Origin of the sequence: Blastococcus sp. URHD0036 (assembly GCF_000701365.1) — a bacterium.
Lineage (GTDB): Bacteria > Actinomycetota > Actinomycetes > Mycobacteriales > Geodermatophilaceae > Trujillonella.
The window spans coordinates 48443-72413 of record NZ_JNIK01000014.1 but is presented as its reverse complement, the minus strand read 5'-3'; the positions used below and the strand labels follow the sequence as shown (position 1 = coordinate 72413).

The 23971-nt window shown below is 75.4% G+C and carries 21 protein-coding genes; 4 read left to right on the top strand and 17 right to left on the bottom strand.

The window, feature by feature from the left end; translation table 11 throughout:
• Positions 1–11: 11 nt before the first annotated feature.
• Positions 12–1163 carry a glucose-6-phosphate dehydrogenase assembly protein OpcA gene (locus N555_RS0112490; RefSeq protein ID WP_029431825.1) on the top strand — a complete coding sequence of 384 codons (1152 nt, stop codon included), beginning with the start codon at positions 12–14 and terminating at the stop codon, positions 1161–1163.
• Entirely contained in the window at positions 1160–2008 is an 849-nt protein-coding gene (gene pgl / locus N555_RS0112485) for a 6-phosphogluconolactonase (protein WP_034510338.1), read from the top strand. Before N555_RS0112490 ends, pgl begins: the two co-directional genes overlap by 4 nt.
• Here the strand turns inward: pgl and N555_RS0112480 are convergent.
• The 16 genes from N555_RS0112480 to kdpF all read right to left on the bottom strand — a co-directional run bounded on the left by N555_RS0112480 (position 2005) and on the right by kdpF (position 19631).
• On the bottom strand, positions 2005–2346 hold the full coding sequence (locus N555_RS0112480; RefSeq protein ID WP_081866178.1) for an RNA polymerase-binding protein RbpA: 342 nt from the start codon (positions 2344–2346) through the stop codon (positions 2005–2007). The genes pgl and N555_RS0112480 overlap by 4 nt on opposite strands.
• A gap of 122 nt (positions 2347–2468) precedes the next feature.
• A complete protein-coding gene (secG, locus tag N555_RS0112475) occupies positions 2469–2702 on the bottom strand; it encodes a preprotein translocase subunit SecG (RefSeq protein ID WP_029431822.1) in 234 nt (77 codons plus the stop codon).
• Positions 2703–2758: 56 nt separating this feature from the next.
• Entirely contained in the window at positions 2759–4561 is a 1803-nt protein-coding gene (locus N555_RS0112470) for an ABC transporter substrate-binding protein (protein WP_231502722.1), read from the bottom strand.
• A 32-nt stretch (positions 4562–4593) separates the two neighbouring features.
• The gene (tpiA, locus tag N555_RS0112465; RefSeq protein ID WP_029431820.1) at positions 4594–5403 is read right to left on the bottom strand and encodes a triose-phosphate isomerase; all 810 of its coding nucleotides are present in this window, start codon (positions 5401–5403) and stop codon (positions 4594–4596) included.
• A complete protein-coding gene (pgk, locus tag N555_RS0112460; protein ID WP_029431819.1) occupies positions 5403–6608 on the bottom strand; it encodes a phosphoglycerate kinase in 1206 nt (401 codons plus the stop codon). Before pgk ends, tpiA begins: the two co-directional genes overlap by 1 nt.
• 5 nt (positions 6609–6613) lie before the next feature.
• On the bottom strand, positions 6614–7621 hold the full coding sequence (gene gap / locus N555_RS0112455; protein ID WP_029431818.1) for a type I glyceraldehyde-3-phosphate dehydrogenase: 1008 nt from the start codon (positions 7619–7621) through the stop codon (positions 6614–6616).
• Between the two features lie 118 nt (positions 7622–7739).
• Positions 7740–9347: a diguanylate cyclase gene (locus tag N555_RS26860; protein WP_051684025.1), complete on the bottom strand. Its 1608-nt coding sequence runs from the start codon at positions 9345–9347 to the stop codon at positions 7740–7742.
• A gap of 114 nt (positions 9348–9461) precedes the next feature.
• Positions 9462–10442, bottom strand: a complete 981-nt coding sequence (gene whiA / locus N555_RS0112445) for a DNA-binding protein WhiA (RefSeq protein ID WP_029431816.1) — start codon at positions 10440–10442, stop codon at positions 9462–9464.
• Positions 10443–10620: 178 nt separating this feature from the next.
• A complete protein-coding gene (gene yvcK / locus N555_RS0112440; protein ID WP_034510335.1) occupies positions 10621–11580 on the bottom strand; it encodes a gluconeogenesis factor YvcK family protein in 960 nt (319 codons plus the stop codon).
• A complete protein-coding gene (rapZ, locus tag N555_RS0112435; protein ID WP_081866177.1) occupies positions 11580–12512 on the bottom strand; it encodes an RNase adapter RapZ in 933 nt (310 codons plus the stop codon). Before rapZ ends, yvcK begins: the two co-directional genes overlap by 1 nt.
• Positions 12509–14551, bottom strand: coding sequence for an excinuclease ABC subunit UvrC (gene uvrC / locus N555_RS0112430; protein ID WP_029431814.1), 2043 nt, complete (start codon positions 14549–14551; stop codon positions 12509–12511). The genes rapZ and uvrC overlap by 4 nt, the downstream gene beginning before the upstream one ends.
• 152 nt (positions 14552–14703) lie before the next feature.
• Positions 14704–15012 (bottom strand): hypothetical protein, encoded by a 309-nt coding sequence (locus N555_RS0112425; RefSeq protein WP_029431813.1) that lies wholly within the window; start codon positions 15010–15012, stop codon positions 14704–14706.
• Between the two features lie 206 nt (positions 15013–15218).
• Positions 15219–15821: a potassium-transporting ATPase subunit KdpC gene (kdpC, locus tag N555_RS0112420; RefSeq protein WP_029431812.1), complete on the bottom strand. Its 603-nt coding sequence runs from the start codon at positions 15819–15821 to the stop codon at positions 15219–15221.
• Positions 15821–17881, bottom strand: coding sequence for a potassium-transporting ATPase subunit KdpB (gene kdpB / locus N555_RS0112415; protein WP_029431811.1), 2061 nt, complete (start codon positions 17879–17881; stop codon positions 15821–15823). The genes kdpC and kdpB overlap by 1 nt, the downstream gene beginning before the upstream one ends.
• Positions 17878–19539 carry a potassium-transporting ATPase subunit KdpA gene (gene kdpA / locus N555_RS0112410; RefSeq protein ID WP_029431810.1) on the bottom strand — a complete coding sequence of 554 codons (1662 nt, stop codon included), beginning with the start codon at positions 19537–19539 and terminating at the stop codon, positions 17878–17880. Before kdpA ends, kdpB begins: the two co-directional genes overlap by 4 nt.
• A complete protein-coding gene (gene kdpF / locus N555_RS27445) occupies positions 19539–19631 on the bottom strand; it encodes a K(+)-transporting ATPase subunit F (RefSeq protein WP_081866176.1) in 93 nt (30 codons plus the stop codon). Before kdpF ends, kdpA begins: the two co-directional genes overlap by 1 nt.
• Before the next feature lie 266 nt (positions 19632–19897).
• Between kdpF and N555_RS0112395 the strand changes: the two genes are divergently transcribed.
• Positions 19898–22405 (top strand): sensor histidine kinase, encoded by a 2508-nt coding sequence (locus N555_RS0112395; protein WP_034510463.1) that lies wholly within the window; start codon positions 19898–19900, stop codon positions 22403–22405.
• The gene (locus tag N555_RS0112390; RefSeq protein WP_029431808.1) at positions 22402–23076 is read left to right on the top strand and encodes a response regulator; all 675 of its coding nucleotides are present in this window, start codon (positions 22402–22404) and stop codon (positions 23074–23076) included. The genes N555_RS0112395 and N555_RS0112390 overlap by 4 nt, the downstream gene beginning before the upstream one ends.
• 24 nt (positions 23077–23100) lie before the next feature.
• On the opposite strand, the gene N555_RS25935 is transcribed toward N555_RS0112390, so the two are convergent.
• Entirely contained in the window at positions 23101–23961 is an 861-nt protein-coding gene (locus N555_RS25935) for an MBL fold metallo-hydrolase (RefSeq protein WP_197028992.1), read from the bottom strand.
• Positions 23962–23971 lie beyond the last annotated feature (10 nt).

Genomic DNA, 23971 nt, shown 5'->3' with positions numbered 1-23971 from the left:
CAGGAGACCGCATGACCACGCTCTGGGACACCACCGGCTCGGCCGTCGTCAAGGAACTGGCCGCGCAGCGGCGGACCGGCGGCGCGGTGCTCTCCGGCGTCGCGCTCACGCTGGTCGTGGTCGCCGACGAGGCACGCGTGGCCGAGGCCGAGGAGGCCGCGACGGCCGCCGCCGCGCAGCACCCCTGCCGGATCCTCGTCGTCGTCCGGCGGCAGATCGACGCCCCGCTCCCCCGCCTCGACGCCGAGGTCCTCATCGGCGGCCGGCTCGGCCCCGGCGAGGCCGTGGTGATGCGCATGTACGGCCGCCTGGCGCTGCACGCCGAGTCCGTCGTGCTGCCGCTGCTGGCCGCCGACGCCCCCGTCGTCGCCTGGTGGCACGCGCCCGCACCCGAGCACATGGCGACCGACGCGCTGGCCGTGATCGCCGACCGCCGGATCACCGACAGCTCCCTGGCCGACGAGCACCTGACCGCCCTGCGCGTGCGGGCCGCCGACTACGCCCCCGGCGACACCGACCTCGCCTGGACGCGCAGCACCCCGTGGCGGTCCGCCCTGACCTCCACGCTCGACGCGGTCTCCGGACGCCGCGGGGACGCCGTGCAGGTGCTGGGCGGGCGCGTCGAGGGTGACCCGGGCAACGCGTCGGCGCGGCTGCTGGCGGGCTGGCTGACTTCGCGCTGCGGCAGCCCGGTGGAGGTCGTCGAGGGCCCCCGCCGGCCGGGCCCCAGCGGGGTGGACGCCGTCCTGCTCCAGCTGGACCAGGGCGAGGAGGTCGCGGTCCGCGCCGACCGGCGGGGCGGGGCCGTGCTCACCCAGCCCTACCGGCCCGACGCGACCGTGTCCCTGCCCGAGCGGCCGCTGGGTGACCTGCTCGGGGAGGAGCTCCGCCGGCTGGACCCGGACGAGCCCTACGCCGAGGCGCTCGAGGCCGCGACGGGTGAGACCGGGCTGTCCGCCCGGTCCGCGGTCCGCGAGCACGTCTGGTTCGACCCGGCCCGTCCCGGTGACGACCGCGACCCCGACGCGAACGGCGCGGGCGACGGCCGGGCCGCCGACCCCGCACCGACCGTGCCCAGCGACTCCGAGGGAGACGACGAGGCGGCGCTCAACGGCGAGCGGAACGCCCCCGAGCCGGCCGACCCCTCGGCTCCGGTCGCATGAGTCTCAGCCCCGGCGACCGGATCGCCGGTGAGCTCGGCGGCGATGACGGCCGGCCCGTTCCCGACATCGTCGTCGAGCCGGACGCCGACGTGCTCGCCCGCGCGGTGGCCGCGGCCCTGGCAGCCCGGCTGGCCGCGGCGCAGGCGGTACACGGGACCGCCTCCGTCGTCCTCACCGGCGGCGGGGTCGGGACCGCGGTGCTGCGGCACGTGGCCGGGCTGGCGGCCGAGCCCGCACCCGGTCAGGACGTCGACTGGTCCGCGGTCGACGTCTGGTGGGGCGACGAGCGCTTCGTGCCCGCCGACGACCCCGAGCGCAACGAGGGCGGCGCGCGCGAGGCACTGCTCGACCCGGTGGGCGTACCGGCCGAGCGGGTGCACGCGATGCCCGCCTCCGACGCCGGCTTCGGCACCCCCGAGGAGGCCGCGGACTGGTACGCCGGTCAGCTGGCGGCCGCGGCGCCGGAGGGCCGGGACCTGCCGCGGTTCGACGTGCTGCTGCTCGGCATGGGGCCCGAGGGGCACGTCGCGTCGATCTTCCCGGACTCCCCGGCCGTCCGGGACGAGCGGCCGGTGGTGGCGGTCCACGACTGCCCCAAGCCCCCACCGACCCGCGTCAGCCTCGGCTTCCCGGCGATCACCGCCGCCGAGGAGGTCTGGCTGATCGTGTCCGGCGAGGGGAAGGCCGAGGCCGTTGCGGGAGCGCTGGGCGGCGCCGCGCGCGAGGACCTGCCGGCCGCCGGCGCGCGGGGCCGGCAGGCCACCCGGTGGCTGCTCGACGCGGCCGCCGCGAGCCGGCTGCCCGGGCCTGGCGGCCGGGTCCTGCCGGGAGCCGACGGAGGCTAGGCCCCGCGGCGGGCCCGGAGCTTGGCGAGGGCCTCCTCGAGCAGCGCGTCACCGTCGGCGTCGGTGCGCCGCTCGCGCACGTAGGCCAGATGCGTCTTGTACGGCTCGTTGCGCGGTGCCGGCGGCGGCGCCGCCTGGTCCTGACCGGCCGGGAGCCCGCAGCGCGGGCAGTCCCACAGCTCCGGGACGTCGGCGTCCGAGGCGAACGAGACCCGGGTCTCGTGCCTCTGGGCGCACCAGAAGGCCACCCGGTTGCGCGGAGCGGTCTCGCCGCGCTCGGCCTCGCCCATCGGACCTGCTCCGACCCGGGTGCCCCGGATCGCATTACCACCAGCCACGAGCGCCCCCACTCAAGCCACGGTGGCGCCGGACGCGCCACCGACGGGAGTCTAAAACCCGGGGACGGCGTTCTTGGTCACGTTTTCGCCCCGGATTCGACCCGGAGCCGTGCCGCGGGCGCTCAGACCTTGAGGAGGATCCCGATACCGACGACGCAGACCGCCCAGATCAGGCCGGTGATGACGGTGAGCCGGTTGAGGTTCTTCTCCACGACCGAGGACCCGGACAGCGACGAGGACGCGGCCCCGCCGAACATCGAGGACAGGCCGCCGCCCTTCCCGCGGTGCAGGAGGATCAGCACCACGAGGAGCACGCTGGTGAGCACCAGCACCACGTTCAGACCGAGCTCGACCATGCGTCCAGCGTAACCGAGCGGCCGGCCAGCACTCCGCACCGCCGCGGCGCAGGGGCTCAGCGCACCCCGGCGGTGGCGAGGTCGTAGCTGCTGTACTGCGCCATGACCACGCCGTTGCGCAGCCGCTGACCGGCCAGCAGCTGCAGCTGCGCCTCGGCGAGGGGGATGTAGGCCCCGGTCGCGCCGGCCCCGGTCGCCACCTCGCGCCAGGGGCCCCGTGCGGCGTCGGCGTCCGTGCCCGCCGCGACGGCGGCGTCGACCAGCGCGTCGACGGCCGGGTCGGCGAGGCGGGCGTAGTTGGTGTTGCCGACCCGGCTCACCGACCGGCCGTCCACCAGCGGGACCAGGAAGGCCGACGGCGTCGGCACCAGCGCCGTCCACGTGGCGAGCACCATCCCGAAGCCCTGGGCGCGCACGTTGTCGGGGTCGCCCACGTCGCGGGCGTAGAAGGTGGCGGCCGGCAGCGCCCGGACCTCGACGGTGATCCCGATCTCGGCGAGCTGGTCGGCCAGCTCCTCGGCGACCGCGACGCTCGCCGGGGCGTCGACCACGGCCAGCACGGTGCTGAAGCCCTCCGGCTGCCCGCAGGCGGCCAGCGACCCACGCGCCGCGTCGGGGTCCGGCCCGGCGTCGGAACCGTCGGGACCGCCCTCGAGCCCGGCCGGCCACAACCGCGAGGTGGTCCGTGCGTCGGCGCTCCCCCCGAGGGCGCGCTGCACTCCCCCGCGGTCGACCGCCGCGGCCACCGCCGCCCGGCAGTCCGCGTTGTCCATGGGCGCCACGTCGGTGGGCAGCGCCAGCACCCGGACCGCTCCCGTCGGGACCTCGTCCACCCGGTCCTCCAGCGGCACGCCGCCGCTCTCGCCGTCGGCCAGCCGGGCCTGGGTGACCCGCTGGACGCCGGTGGCCGAGATGTCGACGTCCGCCGACCCGGCGAGCAGCGCCTGGTCCCGCTCCAGCCCGGAGAGCCCGGTCCGGACGACGACCTGGTCCGGCAGCGCGGTGCGGACGTCGTCGGTGGCCGGGTCCCACTGCGGGTTGCGGTCGAGCACGATGCCGGTCTGCGCGTCGACCGACGTGATGGCGTAGGGGCCGGAGCTGACCGGGTCGGCGCCGTAGCCCGCGCCGGTGTCGGCCGCGATCGGCACCGGGCTGCTGGAGGGCAGCGCGAGCACGGACGGGAAGTCGGGGGTGGCGGCCCGGAGCCGGAAGACCAGCGTCCGGTCGTCCGGGGTCTCGATCGCCGGCAGGCCCAGCCGGTCCGCGGCCTCGTCCTGGTAGGGCCCGGGATAGGGGTTCGCCGGGTCGTCGAGCAGCTCCACGGCGCGGATCGGCCCGCCGACCACGACGTCGGAGGCGAACGACCGCTCGATGCCGTACTTCACGTCGCGCGAGGTGATGGGCTGCTCGTTCTCGAAGCGCACCCCCTCGCGGAGGGTGAACGTCCAGGTCAGGCCGTTGTCGTCGGTGGTCCCGGTGTCGGTGGCCAGGTCCGGCACGAGGGTGTCGGTCTCCCCCGGCACCGGGGACCAGGTGACCAGCGTGCGGGTGTACAGCCGCATGAGGTTCCAGACCCCGGGCGCGTAGGAGCGCTGCGGGTCGAGGCTGTCGATCTCGCCGGCGACCACGCGCAGGGTGCCGCCCTCGGCGTCCGACGGGGCCCGGACGCCGTCGAGGCCGGCGTCCGGACCGTCGCCGTGGACCGGGACGGCGGCCCCGGCGTCGCGACCGCCGCTACAGCTGACCACCACGGCGACGACGAGCACGAGGACGACGGCCAGGCCGAGGACCCGGCCGAGGATGCCGCGCAGCCAGGGCGGGCGCCGCTCGGCCACCCGTTCCAGCGCGCTGCTGCCCACGTCCCCCGCTCCCCCACCCCGTGCGGGAGCGATCAGCTCCCGTCGGCGGCGATCCGACAGATCTGTGCGAACTCGTCGGCGTCCAGGCTGGCACCACCGACGAGCGCACCGTCGACGTCCGGCCCGGCCAGGATCCCGGCCGTGTTCGCGGCCTTCACCGACCCGCCGTACAGGATACGGACGACTGCGGCCGCCTCCGGGCCGAAACGCTCGGCGAGCCGGGACCGGAGTGCGCCGCAGACCTCCTGCGCGTCCTCGGGGGTGGCCACCTCGCCGGTACCGATCGCCCAGACCGGCTCGTAGGCCAGCACCACCCGCTGCACCTGCTCGGCGGTCAGCCCCTCGAGAGCCGCGTCGAGCTGGGTGGTGCAGTGCGCGACGTGCTCGCCGGACCGGCGGACCTCCAGGCCCTCGCCCACGCAGAGGATCGGCACCAGGCCGTGCCGGTGGGCCGCCTGCACCTTCCCGGCGACGACGGCGTCGTCCTCACCGTGCAGGGCGCGCCGCTCGGAGTGCCCCACCGTGACGTAGGTGCAGGCCAGCGCGGCGAGCATCGCCCCGCTCACCTCACCGGTGTAGGCGCCGGAGTCGTGCAGCGAGAGGTCCTGGGCGCCGTAGCCGATGCCCAGCTTGTCGCCGGTGACCAGCGTCTGGACGCTGCGCAGCGCCGTGAACGGCGGCAGCACGACGACCTCGGCGGCCTCGAGCTGCGGCTCCTTGAGGCTGAACGCGAGCTTCTGGGTGAGGCCGATGGCCTCCAGATGCGTCATGTGCATCTTCCAGTTGCCGGCGATGAGCGGCCGGCGTCCCTCGCGCTTCGCCGGAGCGGGGGTGCGGGCCATCAGGCGGCCCCGCCATCGACCAGCACCGACAGGCCGGGCAGCGCCCGGCCCTCGAGGTACTCCAGCGACGCGCCGCCCCCGGTGCTGATATGCCCGTAGGCGGCCTCGTCCAGTCCCAGCGTGCGGACGGCGGCCGCGGAGTCGCCGCCCCCGACCACCGAGAGGCCGTCGACCGCGGCGACCGCCTGGGCGACCCCTCGCGTGCCCGCCTGGAAGGGGGCCAGCTCGAACACGCCCATCGGGCCGTTCCAGAAGACGGTGCGGGCACCGCCGAGCTCGCGGCCGAAGACCTCGACGGTCCGCGGGCCGACGTCCAGGCCCATCCGGTCGTCGGGGATGGCGTCGACGTCGACGACGGCGGTCTCCGCGTCGGCGCTGAACGCCGAGGCGGCGACGACGTCGACGGGGAGCACGATCCGGTCGCCGGCCTCGGCCAGCAGCCGGCGGCAGGTGTCGACCTGGTCGGCCTCGAGCAGCGAGCTGCCCACGCCGTGCCCCTGCGCGGCGAGGAACGTGAAGCACATCCCGCCGCCGACCAGCAGCCGGTCGACCTTGGGCAGCAGGGCCTCGATGACCGCGAGCTTGTCGCTGACCTTGGAGCCGCCGAGCACCACCACGTACGGCCGGGCCGGATCGGCGGTCAGCCGGGTCAGGACGTCGAGTTCGGTGGCGACCAGCCGGCCGGCCACGTGCGGCAGCCGGAGCGCGACGTCGTAGACCGACGCGTGCTTGCGGTGCACCGCGCCGAACGCGTCGTCGACGTAGACGTCGGCCAGGGCGGCCAGCCGGTCGGCCAGCTCCCCCCGCTCGGCGTCGTCCTTCGACGTCTCGGCCGCCTCGAAGCGCACGTTCTCCAGGAGGAGCACGTCGCCGTCGCCGAGGGCGGCGGCCTTCGCGCGGGCGTCGTCGCCGGCCACGTCGGCGGCCAGCGGCACCTCGGTGCTGAGCAGCTCACCGAGCCGCGCAGCCACCGGGGCGAGGGAGAACTGCGGGTCCGGCGTGCCCGTGGGCCGGCCGAGGTGCGCGGCGACGACGACGCGGGCGCCGCCGTCCCGCAGGGCCTGGACGGTCGGCAGGCTCGCGCGGATCCGGCCGTCGTCCGTGATCGCACGGGTCTGCTTGTCGAGCGGGACGTTCAGGTCGGCGCGCACGAGCACGCGCCGACCCGAGACGCCCTCGGCCAGGAGGTCGTCGAGGGAGCGCATCCGCGTCAGAGCGAGGCGCCGACGAGCTCGACCGAGTCGACGAGCCGGTTCGAGTAGCCCCACTCGTTGTCGTACCAGCCGAGCACCTTGACCATCGGGCCGAAGACCTTGGTGAGGCCGGCGTCGTAGATGCAGGAGTGCGGGTCGGTGACGATGTCGGTGGAGACGATCGGCGCGTCCGTGTACTTCAGGTAGCCCTGCAGCGGGGCCGAGGACGCGGCCGCGCGGTAGGCGGCGTCGATCTCGTCGGCGGAGGCCTCGCGGGTGAGCTGCACCGTCAGGTCGGTGGCCGAGCCGGTGGGCACCGGGACGCGCATGGCGTAGCCGTCGAGCTTGCCCTTGAGCTCGGGGAGGACCAGGCCGATCGCCTTGGCGGCGCCGGTGGAGGTCGGCACCATGTTGAGGGCGGCGGCGCGGGCGCGGCGGAGGTCCTTGTGCGGGCCGTCCTGCAGGTTCTGGTCGGCGGTGTAGGCGTGGATCGTCGTCATCAGGCCGCGCTCGATGCCGAAGGCGTCGTGCAGCACCTTGGCCAGCGGCGCCAGGCAGTTCGTCGTGCAGGACGCGTTGCTGATGATCGTCTGGCTGCCGTCGTACTTGTCGTGGTTGACGCCCATGACGATGGTCAGGTCGTCCCCGGTGGCCGGCGCCGAGATGATGACCTTCTTCGCGCCGCCGACGTCGACGTGCTTGCGGGCGTCGTCGGCCTTGGTGAAGAAGCCGGTGGACTCGACGACGACGTCGACGCCCAGGTCCCCCCACGGGAGGGCGGCGGGATCGCGCTCGGAGAGCACCTTGATGCTCGCGCCGCCGACCGAGATGCCGTCGTCGGTGGCCTGCACCTCCTGCGGCAGGACACCCAGGATGCTGTCGTACTGGAGCAGGTGGGCCAGGGTCGCCGGGCTGGTGAGGTCGTTCACCGCCACGATCTCGATGTCCTTGCCGCTGGCGGCCGCGGCGCGCCAGAAGTTGCGGCCGATGCGCCCGAAGCCGTTGATGCCGACCCGTACCGTCACTGCTGGACCTCCCGAGATCCCGTTCGCTGCAGCGCCGGCCGGGCGGGACGCCCGGCCACGCGTCGGCGGGGAGCCTATCGGCAGGGCGGCGGGGTCCCCTCCGCGGTGCGGGCCGACGTCACCCGACCGGGGCTCCGAGACCCGCGGACACCACGACGCGGTCGCGACCCGCGGCCTTCGCGGCGTACAGCGCGCGGTCGGCCCCCGCGAGCAGCATGGCGGCGTCGTCCCCGTCGTCCGGCGTCGCGGCCACCCCGGCGCTGACCGTCACGGCGGCGCCGTCGCGGTCGAGGAGCCCGGCGCAGCGGCGGCGGATCTCCTCCGCGCGGGCCGCGGCCTCGCCCCGGCCCGCGCCCGGCAGCAGGACCAGGAACTCCTCGCCGCCGTAGCGGGCGACCACGTCACCGGGACGCGCGGCGCCGGTGAGGACGCCGGCCACGGACTGGAGGACGCGGTCGCCGACGGCGTGCCCGAACCGGTCGTTCACCGTCTTGAAGTGGTCGACGTCGACCAGGACCACGGCCACGGGCGTGCCGTCGGGCGCGGTGGCCAGCGCAGCGTCGAGCGCGCGGTCCAGGTGGCGGCGGTTGTGCAGGCCGGTGAGCGGATCGCGGACCGCCTCCTCGGCGAGCGCGGCGCGGAGCCGTTCGATCTCGACCAGTTGCTCTGCGAGCTGCCGGTTCAGCGCCTCGACGGCGAGCCGGCGGCCCTGCTCCTCGCTCACGTCGCGGACGACGACGATCCGGCCGAGGGCCCGGCCGCGCGGGTCACTGATCGGGGAGGTGCGCACGTCCAGCCAGACCCCGGGCGCCACCTCGGCGAGCCGGGAACCGTCCCGGTCGGCCGCCCGGCCGAGGACCGCCACGGCCTCCGGCCCGGCGACGTCCTGCAGGAACCGCCCCAGGATGCCGTCGGCCACGCCGGGACGGGTCCGCTCCAGCATCCGGACGGCCGCGGGGTTGAGGTCGAGGACCCGGCCCTCCGGATCGACGACCAGGACGGCGTCCGGCACGGTGTCGACGACCCGGTCCCGTGCGACGGGGACCACCTGCAGGAGCCCCAGCCGGAAGATGGCCCAGCAGTCGACCAGGCCGGTGAGCAGGAAGAACAGCGGGGTGAGGTCCACCCCGTGGCCGTCGCCCTGCAGGACGACGGCGACGACGTTGCCCACGGTGGAGAGGACGGCGGTGCCGAGCAGGACCGTGAGCTGGCGACGGAAGACCCCGGCGGCACTCCGCCGGCGGCGCGCCAGGTGGAGATAGGCGACGGCGAGGAGCACGTAGGAGTAGCCGGAGTGGGCCAGGAACAGCGGGCCGAACTCCACCTCGGCCGCGGTGCCGGACTCCGGCACGGCGAGCACGAGGCCGCGGGTGGCCGGCAGCGCGGCGGCCAGGACCAGCAGCAGCGGCTCGACGGCCAGGGACACCGCCACCCGTCGCGACAGCTGCCACGAGGGATCGGCGACGGTCCGGCTGAGACCGTAGACACCGGCGACGACGACGCCCACGCCCACCATGAGCACGGCGGGGTAGGCCTGCCGCACGACCGCGGCGGTCGTCCCGTACAGGGCCGCGTCGGCGGCCGACCAGACCGCCACCCCGGACACGGTGACCGCGAGCGCGGTCGCCGCCGGCGTGCGGGAGCGTCGCTGCCAGGCCAGCGCCAGGATGCCGAGGGCGACGACGGCGGCACAGGCGAACAGCGGCCACCACGCCTGCAGCGTCATCCCGGTCCTCTCGGCCGGCGGGCCACCAGGGGCGGGCCCGCTCGTCGCGAGGACATCGACCGCGACGGCGGCCGGCTTCACCCGCCTCCCCCCGGAGGGGGAGGCGGGCGGCGGCTACTGGGCGAGCATGTCGTCGGTGACGACGGACTCCGTGTCGGGGATGCCGAGGTCCTTGGCCCGCTTGTCGGCCATGGCGAGGAGACGCCTTATACGGCCGGCGACGGCGTCCTTGGTCATCGGCGGGTCGGCGCGCTGGCCCAGCTCCTCCAGCGAGGCCTGCCCGTGCTCCAGCCGGAGCCGGCCGGCGACCAGCAGGTGCTCGGGCGCCTCCGTGCCCAGGATCTCCAGGGCCCGCTCCACCCGGGCGCTGGCGGCGACCGCCGCGCGCGCCGAGCGGCGCAGGTTCGCGTCGTCGAAGTTGGCGAGCCGGTTGGCCGTCGCCCGGACCTCGCGGCGCATCCGCCGCTCCTCCCAGGCGAGGACGGCGTCGTGCGCGCCCATGCGGGTGAGCAGCGCGCTGATGGCGTCGCCGTCCCGGACCACCACGCGGTCGGCGCCGCGCACCTCGCGGGCCTTGGCGGCGATGCCGAGCCGGCGGGCGGCGCCCACGAGCGCCATCGCGGCCTCGGGACCCGGGCAGGTCACCTCGAGCGAGGAGGACCGGCCGGGCTCGGTGAGCGAGCCGTGGGCGAGGAACGCACCGCGCCAGGCCGCCTCGGCGTCGCCGATGCCGCCGGAGACCACCGACGGCGGCAGCCCGCGCACGGGCCGGCCGCGCTGGTCGACCAGGCCGGTCTGCCGGGCCAGGCCCTCGCCGTGCTTGGCGATGCGCACCAGGTAGCGGACGCCGCGGCGGATGTTGCCGCCGGCCAGCACGCTGACCCCGCTGGTGTAGCCGTAGACCTCGCTGATGTCGCGGCGCAGCCGTCGGGCGACCGAGCCGGTGTCCAGCTCGGCCTCGATGACCACCCGGCCGCCCACGATGTGCAGGCCGCCGGAGAAGCGCAGCAGCGCCGTCACCTCGGCCTTGCGCTCCGACGTCCGCGAGCACTCCACGCGGGAGAGCTCGTCCTTGACCATCGCCGTCATCGCCACGTCGTCCACCCCCGCCCGGTCACCGCAGGACCGTCCGTTCCCCCAGGGGTCATCCCCACCGCGTCCTCCCCCACAACGATCCGCACAGCGATCCCCACCACGCTCCCCAGTCCTCCGGGCCGGAGCGGTCCGTCCCGGAACGCGATCCTCCCGGTACCCCGCCCCGAGGCGCCATCCGTCACCGCGGTGCCAGCACGTCGGCCAGGGCCGATGCGAGGCGCTCCGGGTCGTGCCGCGGCGCCCCACCCGGCTCGGCCACGGGGGCCAGCACGAGTTCGGCGCCGCACTCACGGACCGCAGACAGCAGACCACGGCGGTCAACCACCGAGTCGACATCGGCGACCACGGTGTGCAGCGCCACTCCGTGCAGATGCGCCCGCAGCACCCGCAGGTGCTCCTCCGGCGAGAACCCGTCCGTCTCCCCCGGCTGCGGCTCCAGGTTGAGCACCACGACCACCCGCGCGGGCGTGGCGGCCAGTGCGGCGCGCAGCCGCGGCACGAGCAGGTGCGGCAGCACCGAGGTGTACCAGGAGCCCGGCCCGAGCGAGACGACGTCGGCGGTCGCGATCGCCTGGAGCACGGCCGGGTGCACCGGCGGGTCGGCGGGCGAGACGAGGATCTCGCGCACCCGGCCGGGGGTGGAGGCGATCGCCGCCTGGCCGCGGATGGTGCGGGTCCGCGCGGGGTCGTCGGGGTCCACGGTCTCGACCCGGGCCACGAGGTCCAGCGGGACGTCGGCCATCGGCAGCACCCGCCCGCAGGTGCCCAGCAGGTCGCCCAGGCTGTCCAGGGCCCGCACGGCGTCGCCCCCGTGCAGCTCCACGAGGCCCGTGAGGACCAGGTTGCCCACCGGGTGCCCGGCGAGGACGCCGGAACCGCCCAGGCGGTGCTGCAGGAGCGCGGTCAGCTCCGTGCGGCGGTCGTCGTCCCCCGCCAGGGCCGCCAGCGCCATGCGCAGGTCCCCGGGCGGCAGGACGGGCATCTCCCGGCGGATCCGGCCCGAGGAGCCGCCGTCGTCGGCGACGGTGACCACCGCCGTCAGCTCGGGGGTCAGCCGCCGCCAGGCCCCGAGGGCGGCCGCCAGCCCGTGCCCGCCGCCGAAGGCCACCACCCGCGGCGGGGAGCCCGGCCGACCCACTACTCGCGCCCCAGGTCGCGGTGCTGCGCGACCGCCTGCACGCCGTCGAGGCCCAGTCTCCGGGCGAACTCCTCGGCGATCGCCACGCTGCGGTGCTTCCCGCCGGTGCAGCCCACGGCCAGGGTGAGGTAGCGCTTGCCCTCGCGGCGGTACCCGGGGATCAGCAGCCGCAGCACGTCGACGTAGCGGTCGAGGAACGGGCCGGCGTCCTCCTGGCCGAGCACGTAGTCGCGCACGTCCGGGTCCTGGCCGGTGCGCGGCCGCAGCTCCGGCACCCAGTGCGGGTTGGGCAGGAACCGGGCGTCGACGACCAGGTCGGCGTCCAGGGGCAGCCCGTACTTGAAGCCGAAGCTGAGCACGGTGGCCGTGAGCGGCGGCGCCTGGCCCTCGCGGGCGAACGCGTTCTCCAGGGTCGCGCGCAGCTGGTGGACGTTGAGGTCGCTGGTGTCCACCCACAGGTCCGCGTCGCCGGCGACGCCCGTCAGCAGCGCCCGCTCGGCCGCGATCCCGTCGATCAGCCGCCCGCTGCCCTGCAGCGGGTGCTCGCGCCGGTTGGACTCGTAGCGGCGGATCAGGACCTCGTCGCGGGCGTGCACGTACAGCACCCGCGGGCGGTGCCCGGCCGAGGCCAGCGCGCCGATCGACTCCTGCAGGTCGCTGGAGAAGGCGCGGCTGCGCACGTCGACGATCGCGGCGAACCGGCGCAGGTCACCCCGGGCGCCCAGCTCCACCATCGGCTGCAGCAGCGCCGGCGGGAGGTTGTCGACGACGTAGTAGCCGAGGTCCTCCAGGACCCGGCCCACCGTGTTCTTCCCCGACCCGGACAGCCCGGTGACGACGACGACGTCCAGCGGCGCGGTCTCGGTGCCGGCGGGGTCCAGCGGGGGCGGGACGTCCCGCTGGGGACCACCACCCTCGGGCGAGACGCTCACGAGGCGACCCCGGCGACGCGGCCGACCTCGGCCGTGCCCCCGGCGCCGGGCTGCGCGGCGCCCAGCTCGGCGGGGCCGTCCGGGCCCACCGTGGTCTCGACGGGCTGCGCCCCCGTCGCCTCCCCCACCTCCGGCTGTGCCACCGCGGCCAGGACCGCCTCCGCCGTCCGCCGGCCGATGCCGGGCACCTCCATGAGTTCCTCCAGCGTGGCGGCACGGAGCCGCTTGAGTGAGCCGAACTTCTTCAGCAGCGCCTTGCGGCGGGTGTCGCCGAGGCCCGGGACGTCGTCGAGCAGGGAGACCAGCATGCTGGCCGACCGCTTCTGCCGGTGGTAGGTGATCGCGAACCGGTGGGCCTCGTCGCGGACCCGCTGGAGGAGGTACAGGGCCTCGGAGGTGCGCGGCAGGATCACCGGGTCGGACTCCCCCGGCAGCCACACCTCCTCCATGCGCTTGGCCAGCCCGCACACGGCCACGTCGACGACGCCGAGCTCGTCCAGCGACCGGGCGGCCGCGGCCACCTGCGGAGCGCCGCCGTCGACGACCAGGAGGTTGGGCGGGTAGGCGAACCGGCGCGGGCGGCCCTCCTCCGCCGCGATCCCCTGCTCGTCGGCGCGGTCGGCCTCCTCCTTGAGGTGCCGGGCGAAGCGGCGCCGCACGACCTCGGCCATCGCGGCGGTGTCGTCGGTTCCGTGTGTGACGGAGAAGCGGCGGTAGTCGGACTTCTTCGCCAGGCCGTCCTCGAACACCACCATCGACGCCACGACGTTGGTGCCCTGCACGTGCGAGACGTCCATGCACTCGATCCGCAGCGGGGCCTCGGGGAGCTCCAGCGCCTCCTGCAGCTCGGCCAGCGCGAGCGACCGCGCGGTGAGGTCGCTGGAGCGCTTGACCCGGTGGCGCACGAACGCCTCCTTGGCGTTGCGCTCCACGGTCTCCATCAGGGAGCGCTTGTCGCCCCGCTGCGGCACCCGCAGGCTCACCCGGCTGCCGCGCAGCTCGCTCAGCAGCTCCTCGTAGACGTCGGCGTCGGCCGGCAGCTCGGGGACCAGCACCTCCTTGGGCACGGTCTCGCCGGCCTCGGCCACGCCGGTCTGCTCGTCGACGCCGCCGTACACCTGGAGCAGGAACTGCTCGACCAGCTCGCCGGTGCCGATCTCCTCGACCTTGTCGATGATCCAGCCGCGCTGGCCGCGCACCCGCCCGCCACGGACGTGGAAGACCTGCACGGCGGCCTCCAGCTCGTCCTGGGCGAAGGCGACCACGTCGGCGTCGGTGCCGTCACCGAGGACGACGGCCTGCTTCTCCATGGCCCGGTTGAGGGCACCCAGGTCGTCGCGGAGCCGGGCGGCCTTCTCGTACTCCATGGCCTCGGCGGCCGCGGCCATCTCCCGCTCCAGCCGTTTCACCATCAGGTCGGTGCGCCCGGCCATGAAGTCGCAGAAGTCGTCGACGATCTGCCGGTGCTCCTCGGGGGTGACCCGGCCGACGCAGGGGGCCGAGCACTTGCCGATGTAGCCGAGCAGGCAGGGCCGGCCGATCTGCCCGGCCCGCTTGAAGACCCCGGTGCTGCACGTCCGCGCGGGGAAGACGCGGGTGAGGGTGTCGAGGGTCTCCCGGATGGCCCAGGCGTGGGCGTAGGGCCCGAAGTACCGCACGCCCTTGCGCTTCGGACCGCGCATGACCTGCAGCCGCGGGAACTCCTCGTTCAGCGTCACGGCCAGCGACGGGTAGCTCTTGTCGTCGCGGTAGCGGACGTTGAACCGCGGGTCGAACTCCTTGATCCAGTTGTACTCGAGCTGCAGCGCCTCGACCTCGGTGCCGACGACGGTCCACTCCACGCTGGACGCGGTGGTGACCATCTGCCGCGTGCGCGGGTGGAGGCCGGAGACGTCGGCGAAGTAGCTGTTCAGCCGCTGGCGCAGGCTCTTCGCCTTACCCACGTAGATGACCCGGCCGTTCGGGTCGCGGAACCTGTAGACCCCCGGCGTCTCGGGGATGCTGCCGACCGCTGGGCGGTACGTGGACGGGTCGGGCATGGCTCCCAGACTAGGTCGCGGGGACGACAGCCCGTGACCCCGGCGGACCCGTCCGTCCCACCTGCCACAGCGGCGCTCAGCCGCCCGGACGCACGACAGGAGCGGGGCCCGTCGGGCCCCGCTCCCGGAGGTCGGTCAGGTCGTGCCGGAGGTCACCCCACGGGCTGGGAGCGCCGCACGGCCACGGCCGTCGGCACGTGCGCGGCGACCGCCGCGACGCCGCGGGCGCCCAGGCGGACGACGCGGCGGATCAGCGCCACGGCCGCGAGCAGCCCGATCGGCACGGCCGCGAAGTCGAACGCGTCCGAGACGACGTCCTTGGTCACGACGAGCAGCGAGACACCCAGGATCGCGACCAGCACGAGGGCGGAGAGCGCGCCGGAGCCTGGCTTGCCCTTGCCCTGCCACGGCTGCCCGCAGTGGCTCATGTCCGGATCGCAGTCGGGAGTGAGTGCGCTCATTCGCGGCCTCCTCGCACGGGCACAGGCGTGCCCTGGTGACGTCAGTCACAAGGGACCATACGCCTGCGTGACATCTCTCACAAGCGCAGCCGCCCTTCACGTCCCAGGGCATCCGCCGCCCCCGCCTCGCTGTCACCTCCCAGCGCTCCAGGCGCGTCGCGGGGCGACAGCAGCGCTGCCGGGTGACGGCGAGTGGGCTCCCGGCGTCAGCGGCCCAGCTCGCGGTCCAGCGCCAGGTTGAGCTCGAGCACCCGGACGTGCGGTGCGCCGACGAACCCGAGGTCGCGGCCGGCGGTGGCGTCGTCCACGAGCTGGCGGACGACGGCGGGGGCCACGCCCCGCGCGGCCGCCACCCGGTCGACCTGGATCGCCGCGTAGGCCGGCGAGATGTCCGGGTCGAGGCCCGAGGCCGAGGCGGTCACGGCGTCGGGCGGGACGTCACCCGGGTCCACCCCGTCGAAGGCGGCCACCGCGGCCCGGCGCGCGGCGACCAGGTCGGCCAGGTCCGGCGAGTTCGGCCCGAGGTTCGACCCGCCGGAGGCCGCGCCGTCGTAGCCGGACGCCGAGGGGCGGCTCTGGAAGTACTGCGGCAGCGGGTCGCCGGCGGCGTCCGTGAACGCCTGGCCGACGAGCGCGGACCCGACCACCTCGCCGTCCACGGAGACCAGCGAGCCGTCGGCCCGGCCGGGGGCGACGAGCTGGGCGAAGCCGGTGACGGCGAGCGGATAGCCGATGCCGAGGACGACGGTGGCGACGAGCAGGAGACGGACGGCGGCCACCAGCTGGCGGCCCGAGCGGAGGGCAGGCATCACGCGATCCCGGGGAGGAGGGAGACGAACAGGTCGAGGAGCTTGATCCCGGCGAAGGGCAGCAGGACGCCACCGACGCCGTAGACGAGCAGGTTGCGGCGCAACATCGCCGAGGCCGGACCCGGCCGGTACCGGACGCCGCGCAGGGCCAGCGGCACGAGCGCCACGATGATCAGCGCGTTGAACACGACCGCGGAGAGGATCGCCGACTCCGGCGAGGACAGCCGCATCACGTCCAGCGCCGCGAGCCCGGGCACCGAGCCGGCGAACATCGCCGGCAGGATCGCGAAGTACTTCGCCAGGTCGTTGGCGATGGAGAAGGTGGTCAGCGCGCCGCGGGTGATGAGCAGCTGCTTGCCGATCGCGACGACCTCGATGAGCTTCGTCGGGTCGGAGTCGAGGTCGACCATGTTGCCGGCCTCCTTGGCCGCGGTCGTCCCCGTGTTCATCGCCACCCCGACGTCGGCCTGGGCCAGCGCGGGGGCGTCGTTGGTGCCGTCGCCGGTCATGGCGACCAGCCGGCCGCCCTCCTGCTCGCGGCGGATCAGCGCGAGCTTGTCCTCGGGAGTCGCCTCGGCCAGCACGTCGTCGATCCCCGCCTCGCCGGCGATGGCGCGGGCGGTGCGCTCGTTGTCGCCGGTGACCATCACGGTGCGGATGCCCATCCGGCGCAGCTCGGCGAAGCGCTCGGCCATGCCCGCCTTGACGACGTCCTTCAGGTGCACGACGCCGAGGACCCGGGCGCCGGCCGGGCCGTGCTCGGCGAGCACGAGCGGGGTACCGCCGGCGGCGGCGATCCCGTCGACGACCTCGTCGACCGCCGGCGGCACCGTCCCGCCGAGCACCCGCACCCAGTCGGTGACCGCGCCGGCCGCGCCCTTGCGCAGGGTCCGGCCGTCGGCGAGGTCCACCCCGCTCATCCGGGTCTGCGCGGTGAACGGGACGAACTCCGCGCCGGCCAGGTCGCTCCGCTCGCGCAGCCCGTACCGCTCCTTCGCCAGGACGACGACGCTGCGGCCCTCGGGTGTCTCGTCGGCCAGCGAGGCGAGCTGGGCGGCGTCGGCCACCTCCTGCTCGCCGACCCCGGGCGCGGGCACGAACTCCGCCGCCTGGCGGTTGCCGAGCGTGATGGTGCCGGTCTTGTCGAGCAGCAGCGTGTTCACGTCGCCGGCGGCCTCGACCGCGCGGCCGCTCATCGCCAGCACGTTGCGCTGGACGAGGCGGTCCATGCCGGCGATGCCGATGGCGGAGAGCAGCGCGCCGATCGTGGTCGGGATCAGGCAGACGACGAGCGCGATGAGCACCGTCGTCGACTGGCCGGCGCCGCTCCAGGCCGCGATGGGCTGGAGCGTCACCACGGCCAGCAGGAACACGATGGTGAGCGTGCTGAGCAGGATGTTGAGCGCGATCTCGTTCGGCGTCCGCTGCCGGGCGGCGCCCTCGACGAGGGCGATCATCCGGTCGACGAACGTCTCCCCCGGCTTGCTGGTGATCTCCACGACGATCCGGTCGCTGAGCACCGTCGTCCCGCCGGTCACCGCCGAGCGGTCGCCGCCGGACTCGCGGATCACCGGCGCGGACTCGCCGGTGATCGCCGACTCGTCGACGCTGGCGATGCCCTCCACGACGTCGCCGTCGCCGGGGACGACCTGGCCGGCGACGACGACCACCCGGTCGCCGGGCCTCAGGTCGGCGGCCGGGACCTCGGTGCCGTCGAGCCGGACGGCGACCGTGGCCGTGCGGCTGGCGCGGAGGGTGGCCGCCTGCGCCCGGCCGCGGCCCTCGGCGACCGCCTCGGCGGCGTTGGCGAACAGGACGGTCAGCCAGAGCCAGACGGTGACGGCCCACCCGAAGACGGACGGGTCGCGGACGGCGAGCACGGTGGAGAACACCGAGCCGACCCAGACGACGAACACCACGGGCTGGCGGACCAGGCCCCGGGGGTCGAGCTTGCGGACGGCGCCGGCCAGCGCCTGCGGCCAGTCGATCGCCGCCCGCCGGGGCGGGCGCGGCTCGCGCGGGGCGACGGGGCGCTCCGGCGCCCGGACGGCGGTGGTCATGAGAGTCCTTCTGCGATCGGCCCGAGCGAGAGCACGGGCAGGTAGGTGAGCCCGACGACCACGAGGACGACGGCGGTGAGCAGCCCCACGAACAGCGGGCGGTGGGTGGGCAGGGTGCCGGCGGTGACCGGCGCGTGGCCCTGGGCGGCGAGCCGGCCGGCGAGGGCGAGCACGAACACGATCGGCAGGAAGCGGCCCAGCGCCATCACCAGGCCCAGCGCCACGTTGTAGAACGTCGTGTTCGCCGAGAGCCCGGCGAAGGCCGAGCCGTTGTTGTTCGCCGCCGAGGTGAACGCGTACAGCACCTCGGAGAGGCCGTGCGGCCCGGCGTTGAGCATCGAGCCGGTCCCTGCCGAGGTGGACATCGCCACCGCGGTGCCGACGAGCACGAGCGCCGGCGTCGTCAGCACGTAGAGGGAGGCGAGGGTCATCTCGCGGCGGCCCAGCTTCTTGCCGAGGTACTCCGGCGTGCGGCCGACCATGAGACCGGCGACGAACACCGCGACCAGCGCGAGCACCAGCAGGCCGTAGAGCCCGGAGCCGACCCCGCCCGGGGCGACCTCCCCCAGCATCATGTTGCCGAGCACCAGCAGGCCGCCCGTGGGCGTGTAGCTGTCGTGCATCGAGTTCACCGCGCCGGTGGAGGTGAGCGTGGTGGCGGTGCCGAACAGCACCGACAGCGGCCCCCCGAAGCGGACCTCCTGGCCCTCCGCCGCGGCGCCGGCCAGCTGCAGCGCGGCCCCCCCGGCCCGGGCCTGCGCCCAGGTGGCCAGCGCCAGCGAGGCGGCGGCGAGCCCCGCCATCACGCCGACGACGGCATAGCCCTGCCGCCGGTCGCCGACCATCCGGCCGAACGTCCGCGGCAGGGAGAACGGGATCGCCAGCAAGAGGAAGACCTCGACCAGCGAGATCCACGCGCTCGGCCCCTCGAAGGGGTGCGCCGAGTTGGCGTTGAAGAAGCCGCCGCCGTTGGTGCCCAGCTGCTTGATCGCCTCCTGCGAGGCGACCGGACCACCGGGGATGTGCTGGGTGATCCCCGCCAGAGTGGCCAGGTCGGTGCCGCCCGACAGGTTCTGCACCACACCGCCGAGGACCAGGACGACGGCGGCGAGCACCGACAGCGGCAGCAGGATGCGGGTCACCGCGCGGGTGATGTCGACCCAGGCGTTGCCCAGCGTGCCGCTGCGGGTGCGGGCGAACCCGCGCACCAGCGCCACCGCGACCGCGAGACCGACCGCCGCGGACAGGAAGTTCTGCACCGCCAGGCCGGCCATCTGGACGAGGGAGCCCATCGTCGACTCGCCCGCGTAGCCCTGCCAGTTCGTGTTGGTCACGAAGCTGACCGCGGTGTTCCACGCCGACGACGGCTCGACGGCGGACATCCCGTCGTCCAGCGGCAGCGCCTGCTGCAGCCGCTGGAGGGCGTACAGCAGCAGCACGCCGGCCAGCGAGAAGACCAGCACGCTGCGCAGGTACGCCGGCCAGCGCTGCTCGGCGTCGGCGTCCACCCCGACCAGGCGGTAGACCACGCGCTCGGCGCGGTTGTGCCGCTGACCGGTGAACACGCGGGCCATCCAGTCGCCGAGCGGCCGGTGCACCGCCACCAGTGCTCCGACCAGCAGCGCGACCTGGAGCCAGCCGGCCACCGTGGCCGACATCAGAACCGCTCCGGGAACAGCAGCGCCACCAGCAGGTAGACCACCAGGCCCACCGCCACGGCCAGCCCGATCCAGCCCTCGGCGGCGCTCACAGCCGCTCCACCCCACGGGCCACCAGCGCCAGCAGCCCGAAGACCACCAGGGTCAGCAGCAGGAACAGGACGTCACCCACGACGGGCACCCTCGATCCGGTCCGGCGGCCGGCTCTGCTGCCGGTCGCACCGGTGGCGACGCTAGGAGCGTCCGGAGGCGGGGAGAGCGGTCTTGACGGGTCCCTGACACAGCCGGGTTCCCCCTTGACGGGATCCTGACGCCGCGCACCGCGGCAGGGCGCCCGACCGGGGCGATCATGGTCGGCATGAGCACGGGCAGCGGGGTCCCCGGGACCCTGCGCATCTACCTCGGCGCCGCACCCGGCGTCGGCAAGACCTTCGCCGCCCTCGGTGAGGCGCACCGGCGCGCGTCCCGCGGGCAGGACGTCGTCGTCGGGCTGGTGGAGACCCACGGACGGCGGCGCACGACCGAGCAGCTGGCCGGGCTGGAGGTGCTGCCCCGACGCCGGGTCGCCCACCGTGGCGTCGGCCTGGAGGAGCTCGACGTCGACGCCGTGCTGGCCCGCCGGCCCGACCTCGCGGTCGTGGACGAGCTGGCGCACACCAACGCCCCGGGCTCGCCGAACGCCAAGCGCTGGCAGGACGTCGAGCGCCTGCTCGCGGCCGGCGTCGACGTGATCAGCACGGTCAACGTGCAGCACCTGGAGAGCCTCACCGACGTCGTGGAGGCCATCACCGGCGTCGCCCAGCAGGAGACGGTGCCGGACGCGGTGGTCCGCCGGGCGGCGCAGGTCGAGCTCGTGGACATGTCGCCGGAGTCGCTGCGCCGGCGGATGGCCCACGGCAACGTCTACCCGGCCGAGCGGGTGGACGCCGCCCTGGCCAACTACTTCCGCGTCGGCAACCTCACCGCCCTGCGTGAGCTGGCCCTGCTGTGGCTGGCCGACCGGGTCGACGAGGGGCTGCGCAGCTACAAGGCCGAGCACGACATCGACCACGTGTGGGAGGCCCGGGAGCGGGTCGTCGTCGCCCTGACCGGCGGCGCGGAGGGCGAGGTGCTGGTCCGCCGGGCCGCGCGGGTGGCCCGCCGCTCCGGCGGTGCGCTGCTCGCCGTCCACGTCGTCACCCCCGACGGCCTGACCGGCGGCTCCCCGGACGCGCTGCGCGCGCAGCGAGAGCTGGTGACCAGCCTCGGCGGCAGCTACCACCAGGTGGTCGGGGACGACGTCGCCGCGGCCCTCCTCGAGTTCGCCCGCGGTGCCGATGCCACCCAGCTCGTGATCGGCAGCAGCCGGCGCTCGCGTTGGGCCCGGGCCGTGCGCCGGGGCATCGGCGGGGCGATGGTCGCCGACGCCGGCGAGATCGACGTGCACATCGTCACGCACGCCCACGCCGGCTCGCACGGCTGGCGGCTGCCGCCCCTGACCGGCGCGCTGACCGCGCGGCGGCGGTGGCTCGGGCTGGCGCTCGGCCTCGCCGGGGTGCCCGTGGTGACCGCGCTGTGCCTGGCCGCGGGGGCCTCGCTGCCCGTCGTCCTCCTCGCTTTCCTCCTCCTCGTCCTCGGGGTGTCCCTGCTCGGCGGGCTGTTGCCGGCCCTGGTGGCGGCGGTCCTCGGTGGTCTGGCGGAGAACTGGTTCTTCGTCGGCCCGACCGGACGGCTGACGGTCAACCGGCTCGACGACGTCGTGGCCCTGGTGGGCGGCCTCGTCGTCGCGCTGACCGTCGCCACCGTGGTCGACCGGTCCGCCCGCCGGGCCACCGCGGCGGCGCGGTCCCGGGCCGAGACGGCGATGCTCGCGTCGCTGTCCCGCTCCGTGCTGGCCGGCGACCGGGCGCTGCCGACGCTGCTGGAGCAGATCCGGGAGGGGTTCGGCCTGCAGTCGGTGGCCATGGTCGAGCGGCGCGACGGCGGGGAGACCGTCGTCGGCACCTGCGGCGACCCGACCGGGGCCGCGGTCGACGAGGTGGCGCTCACCGACACCCTGCTGCTGCGCTGGTGCGGCCGGGGACTCGCGGCCGGCGAGCGGCGGGTCCTGGTAGCCGTCGCCGAGCAGGCCGCGGTCGCGCTGCAGCAGGCCCGGCTGGCGGCGCAGGCCGCCGAGGCGGAGCGGCTGGCGGCGGGGAACAGCATGCGGACGGCGCTGCTGGCCGCGGTCAGCCACGACCTGCGCACCCCCCTGGCCGGGATCAAGGCGGCCTCCTCGGCGCTGCGCACCGGTGGGCTCGCGCTCTCCCCCGACGACCGGGACGAGTTGGTCGCCACGGTGGACGAGTCCGCGGACCGGCTCACCGCGCTCGTCGAGGACCTGCTGGACATGAGCCGGCTGCAGGCGGGTGCGGTCAGCCCGGCGCTGGTCGCCACCGACCTGCCCGAGGTGGTGCACCGGGCGCTGGACGAACTGGACGCCGCCGACCGGCCGCGGGTGACCGTCGACTGGCCGGACGACCTCCCCCCGGCGCTGGCCGACCCCGGGCTGGTCGAGCGGGTGGTCGCCAACCTCGTGGGCAACGCCGTCCGGCACGCCCCCGACGGCCCGGTGACGGTGCGCGGGGGCTGCGCCGCCGGCCGGGTGGAGCTGCGGGTCGCCGACCGCGGGCCGGGGATCCCGGAGGCGGACCGGGAGCGGGTGTTCGCCCCGTTCCAGCGCCTCGGGGACGCTCCGGCCGGGCACGGCGTCGGCCTCGGGCTGGCGGTCGCCCGCGGGCTGACCGGGACGATGGGCGGCACCCTCGGAGCCGAGGACACCCCCGGCGGCGGGCTGACGATGGTGTTGTCCCTGGAGATGGCGCCGGTGCCGGCGGTCGCCCCGTGAGCCGCGTGCTGGTCGTCGATGACGACCCCCAGCTGCTGCGGGCCCTGCGGATCACGCTGCGGGCGGCCGGGCACGAGGTGGTGACCGCCGCCGACGGCCGCAGCGCGCTGAAGGAGGCCGCCGCGGCACACCCCGACGTCGTCGTCCTGGACCTCGGGCTGCCGGACCTCGACGGGACCGAGGTGCTGGCCGGGTTGCGCCCGTGGTTCGCCGGGCCGGTGCTGGTGCTCTCGGCGCGCACGGACAGCACCGACAAGGTGGAGGCGCTCGACGCCGGCGCCGACGACTACGTGACCAAGCCCTTCGACATGGGTGAGCTGCTCGCCCGGTTGCGGGCGCTGTCGCGGCGGGCGGCTCCCGGGCCGGACGAGCCGGTCGTGGTCACCGACCACTTCACCGTCGACCTGGCCGCGAAGCAGGTGACCATGGACGGCGTCCCCGTCCGCCTGACGCCGACCGAGTGGGGGTTGCTGGCCGAGCTGCTGCGCGCTCCGGGCCGGCTGGTCGGGCAGCGGCAGCTGCTGCAGGCGGTGTGGGGCCCCGGCTACGAGCGGGAGACCAACTACCTGCGGGTCTACCTCAACCAGCTGCGCCGCAAGCTCGAGCCCGACCCGGCGCACCCGCGCTACCTGCGCACCGAGCCGGGCATGGGCTACCGCTTCACGCCCTGAGGCCCACCCCGCGGCCGCTCGCTGTCACCTCCCAGCGGTCCTGTCGGGTCGCGGGGCGACAGCAGCGCTGCGGGGTGAGGGTGAGCCGACGGCGGTCGCGTCAGCCGGCCGCCTCGGCCCAGACCGGGCCGGCGGTGACCTGCCCCTCCGCGAGGCGGGGGAAGTGCGCGCCGACCCCGGTCGTGCCCTGGTCGGCGAGCGCCCGCCACAGCTCCCGCCGGGTGCGGGCGGCCGTCGCCGGGTCGACGTCTCCCATCGACCGCCAGGCCGGCTCGGCGAGCTGGACGGGGCAGGTGATGGCGTCGCCGAGGAGCAGCACCCGCCGGTCGGCGGAGTCACCGCCAGGCACAGGTGCCCCGGCGTGTGCCCGGGGGTGAGCACGGCCTCGATCCCGGGCGCGACCTCGGCGTCCCCGGTCAGGGCGCGCAGCCGCGGGGTGCCGGCCCAGCGCCGGAAGCCGTCCCGGACGTGCGCGGCCATCTCGCCGGGACCGTCGACGAAGTGCGCCCGGTCCCCCGCGCCGAACCAGACGGTCGCCGCGGGGAACACCGGCTCGCCGGCCAGGTCGAACAGCCAGCCGACGTGGTCGCTGTGCAGGTGGGTGCAGACCACGTCGGTGACGTCGTCCGGCCGCACCCCGAGCGCCCGCAGGCCGGTCGGGAGCTGGCCGCCGGTGAGCGACATGCCGTCCGGCAGCTCGTCCCGCTCCGGCCCCAGCCCCGCGTCGACGAGGACCACGCGGCCGCCGGTGCGGACGACGAAGCAGCCGATCGGCAGCCAGGCCGCGTCGCCACGGTCGAAGAACGCGGGCTGCGCCCCGGGGTCGACGTCGTCGCCGAAGTAGCTCCGGCGCACGACGAACGTCCCGTCCGAGACGGCGTCCACCCGGACGTCC